This is a genomic window from Micromonospora sp. CNB394 (assembly GCF_000374985.1).
GTDB lineage: Bacteria > Actinomycetota > Actinomycetes > Mycobacteriales > Micromonosporaceae > Micromonospora > Micromonospora marina.
The window spans coordinates 1-3,634 of the sequence record NZ_KB895895.1 but is presented as its reverse complement, the minus strand read 5'-3'; the positions used below and the strand labels follow the sequence as shown (position 1 = coordinate 3,634).

General features: G+C 66.9%; 3 protein-coding genes and 1 pseudogene. All 4 read right to left on the bottom strand.

The annotated features are described in order from the left end of the window. Positions 1 to 573: 573 nt before the first annotated feature. Positions 574 to 840 (bottom strand): annotated as a pseudogene (locus tag C569_RS32900) (transposase); the annotation flags it as partial. Between the two features lie 118 nt (positions 841 to 958). After that, positions 959 to 1,219 (bottom strand): hypothetical protein, encoded by a 261-nt coding sequence (locus tag C569_RS0129370; RefSeq protein ID WP_018789264.1) that lies wholly within the window; start codon positions 1,217 to 1,219, stop codon positions 959 to 961. Further along, positions 1,219 to 1,980 (bottom strand): IS21-like element helper ATPase IstB, encoded by a 762-nt coding sequence (gene istB / locus C569_RS0129365; RefSeq protein WP_013289162.1) that lies wholly within the window; start codon positions 1,978 to 1,980, stop codon positions 1,219 to 1,221. Before istB ends, C569_RS0129370 begins: the two co-directional genes overlap by 1 nt. Beyond that, positions 1,977 to 3,404, bottom strand: coding sequence for an IS21 family transposase (istA, locus tag C569_RS0129360; RefSeq protein WP_231394941.1), 1,428 nt, complete (start codon positions 3,402 to 3,404; stop codon positions 1,977 to 1,979). The genes istB and istA overlap by 4 nt, the downstream gene beginning before the upstream one ends. Between the last annotated feature and the right edge of the window lie 230 nt (positions 3,405 to 3,634).

Sequence of the window (3,634 nt, the reverse complement as noted above, 5' to 3'; positions counted from 1 at the left end):
GGCCCTCAGCATGCCAACAAAGCGGCAAAACCAGCGCGAATCAACTTCATCGATAACAAGCTATGGATCCATGCTCAAGTGAAAGACCGAGGCTAGTCTCGCGACCTCAGCGTTCGCCTGGGTGCCAGGAATTGGCCCACGTTCACCCCTGCCCAAAACGACAGCTCAAGTACATCAGCCCCGGCTTGTGATCGGCGGTCAGCCGCGGTGACCCGCGCCGGTGCCGCTTCACCCCCGTTGGCATCCGCTGGAGAGCAAACACTGCGAGCATCATCGATGATCAACAGCGTCCGTCTATATGCCACCTTCCGTGTTGCCACCGGAGGACCACTGAGCGGCCATCGGGCTTCGCCGTGATACCGACGTCCCCACTGAGCGTCCGCTTGCGCTGAGATGAGCGCGGGAGGCCACGATAAAGGCCCCGACGGTGCGCGCGACCTGTGGGCATTCATGCACAACCCGGATCAAGACGACAGGTAGGCATAGGGACCCGACCACGAACGGGGCTCCAGCGAGCCCCACTCCACGGTGTATGGGGGGCTGTCTCGCTAACGGTGTTTCCGGCGATCTTGGTTAGTAGGTTTCAGCGGCGGGGAAGCGGTCGCTGAAGGTGATGGCGAAGGCGTTCAACGCGGGTTTCCAGGGCATCGTCCATCGGTTTCTGCCTGCTCCGGTGGGGTCCAACGATCGGGTCACCAGGTACAGACACTTCAACGCGGCCTGCTCGTTGGGGAAGTGGCCGCGGGCTTTGACGGCCCGCCGGTAGCGGGCATTGAGCGACTCGATCGCGTTGGTCGAGCAGATGACTGTGCGGATTTCCAGGTCGTAGTCGAGGACAGGGCCTGATCAAGTTCCGTAGACGTCGGAATCGTTGGTGATGCCCAGGATGGGCAGTGCTCGTTGGGGTGTCGGGGTACTCGTTGGAGTGCAGAGGTGAGTACGGCTGATCTTGCAGAGGTCAGGTGTCGTGGTGGGTGCCTTGTTCGTCACCGTGGGTTGCGTTTTGTAGGCGTAGGCGGGTGAGGCCGATCATGTCGATGAGCCATCCGGGTCCGCCGGTGATGCCGCGGGCGCGTAGGAGGGTGTCGACCTCGTGATGGGTCTCCGGCCCGGTGTTGGCGAGGAGGTCCTCGCAGGTCTGGAGCAGGAGCTGCAGCAGGTCGCCGTGGTGGGTGTCGCTGGTGGTCGCGGGGTCGTTCGGGTTGGCCGGGGTGGGCATCAGGCGACGTTCTCGATGGCGGTGAGGCGGTTCTTGAGTCGGTAGCTGGGGCCGTTGATGGGGACGACGTCGCAGTGGTGCAGGAGCCGGTCGAGGATGGCGGTGGCCAGGACCTCGTCGCCGAAGACTTGGCCCCATTCGCCAAAGCCTTTGTTTGAGGTCAGCAGGGTGGAGCCCTTTTCGTAGCGTTTCGAGATCACCTGGAAGACGAGGTTGGCCTCGGGTCGTTCGAGGGGTTGGTAGCCCACTTCGTCGATGACCAGGACGGTGGGGCGTAGGTAGGTCTGCAGCTTTCGGGCCAGCCGGCCGATCGCGTCGGCGGCGGTGAGGTGGCGGACCATGTCGTCGAGGGTGGTGAAGTAGACGGTGAATCCGGCTCGGCAGGCGGCGACCGCGAGGGACACCGCGATGTGGGTCTTGCCGACGCCGGGCGGGCCGAGCAGGGCGACGTTGGCTTTGGCCTGCACGAACGCGAGGGTGGCCAGGTCACGGACCTTGCGGGGGTCCAGGTCGGGTTGGAAGCTGAAGTCGTAGTCGTCGAGGGTCTTGTGGTGCGGCAGCTTCGACAGGCGTAGCCCGGCGCGGAAGCGGCGTTCGTCGCGGACGGCGAGTTCCTCTTCCAGCACGAGGTCGAGGAACTCCAGGTAGCCCATGGCCTCGGTGTCGGCCCGGCCGGTGAGCTCCCGCAGCGTCTTGGCCAGGTGAGGCAGGCCGAGTTTGGTGGCGCTGGCGTGGATGCGGTTGGTGACCAGCTCACTCACTTCGAGACGTCCTTCAGGTGTGGGCGGTTGGTGAACGGGCTGGCCTGGGCGATCTGCTCATAGACCGACAGCGGGCGGGCTTCGACGGCGATCTGGGCGGCGGCGGCCCGGTTGAGTAGGGCTTGCAGCGGTCCCTGACTGCTGGCGTGGCGGGCCGGTCGGCGGGTGGCTGGCTGCCCGCCGTCGGGGTCGCCGGTGGTGACGGCCCGGGTGTGTCCGTCGGGCAGACCGTCCCAGTGGCTCTCGTCGACGACGCGGGCGCCGCGGCCCACGGCCCGCTGGTGCGTGGCCAGCAGCGTGGTGCCGTCCAGGCCGGGGACGGCGGCGTGGATGGTGATGGTGGCGGCGGTCGCCCGAATCTCCACGAGCTGGCGGTGGCGGACCCGTCGGGCCGGCACGGAGTAGAGGTTGCCGGCATAGGCGATCAGGCAGTCCTTGCCGACGTGCCGCAGATGCCGGTCGGCGACCACATACGCCCTGGTGGGGATCGGTCGCAACGCGGCATGGTCCCGGACCGCCCGCACGCCGATGATCTCGCCGTGGGTGCGATGCCGCACGGCCCGCCGCTGCGGCACCCAGGCCACGAACATGGCGTCGAGCTCGGCCAGCGAGGAGAACGCCCGCCCGGCCAGGACATGATCACGGATGATGGTGACCTGCCGTTCGACCCGCCCCTTGCCGGTCGGTCGGTATGCGGCCAGCACGTCGATGTCGAAGTCGTAGTGCCCGGCGAACGCGACCGCTTCCGGGTGCAGCGGCACCGCCTGGCCCGGGGCGACGTGCCGGCGGACCACGGTCTTGGTCCGGTCGTAGACGATCGCCCCGGGAACCCCGCCGAAGTGCGCGAACGCCCGCCGGTGACACTCCCAGAACGCGGCCAGGTCCTGGCTGGTGGTGAAGCAGCAGAACGGGTCCCGCGAGTACGACAGCACCATGTGGAACGAGTACACCTTCGGGATCCCGACGTGAGCGAGGATGCCGCCCTCGTCGCCCCAGTCCACCTGCGCCTGCGCACCCGGGACGACCTCGAACCGGCGGTGCAGCCCCGCCAGCTGATCCGGGCTGATCCCCAACTCCGCAGCGATCCGCGGCCGGGCCTGCTGCAGATACAACTTCACCCGCTGGTAGTTACCGGTGAACCCGTACTGCTCGACAAGACGTTCGTGGATCACCGTGCCCTTGAGCAGCAACTCCGCCCGCAACCACGCATCGACCACATGCGCGAACACGTCGATCAGCTGCCCACGAGCCGGCCGCGCCCGAACCGGCGGCGCCACCTCACCGCCACCAGCAGCCAGGTACTTCTTCACCGTCCGCCAGTTCAGGCCCGTCTCACGAGCGATCTCCGAGACACTCGCACCAGCCTCGTGCAACGCCCGGAACCGGCGCACATCCAGCCACCGCTGCTCATCCAACGCCCCCACCGCCAGCCGCCCCACGCCGGTCCGTTCACGACCCGAGCAGCCTCACCCTCAGTCACCCGCTGACGACGGACAAACAGTGCGCACCTCTGCAAGATCAGCTGTACCTAGCTCTGCACTCCAGGCCGTACCCCGACATGGGGTTCGTCGCGGATCGCTCGGGTGGTCTTGGCGATGTTGTCGGCTCCGAGGGTTTTCAGCACGCCGATGGCGAGGTTACGCAGCGTTGCCAT

Coding starts and splice junctions, on each gene's coding strand:
- C569_RS0129370 (WP_018789264.1), bottom strand. CDS start 1,219: ATGCCCACCCCGGCCAACCCGAACGACCCCGCGACCACCAGCGACACC.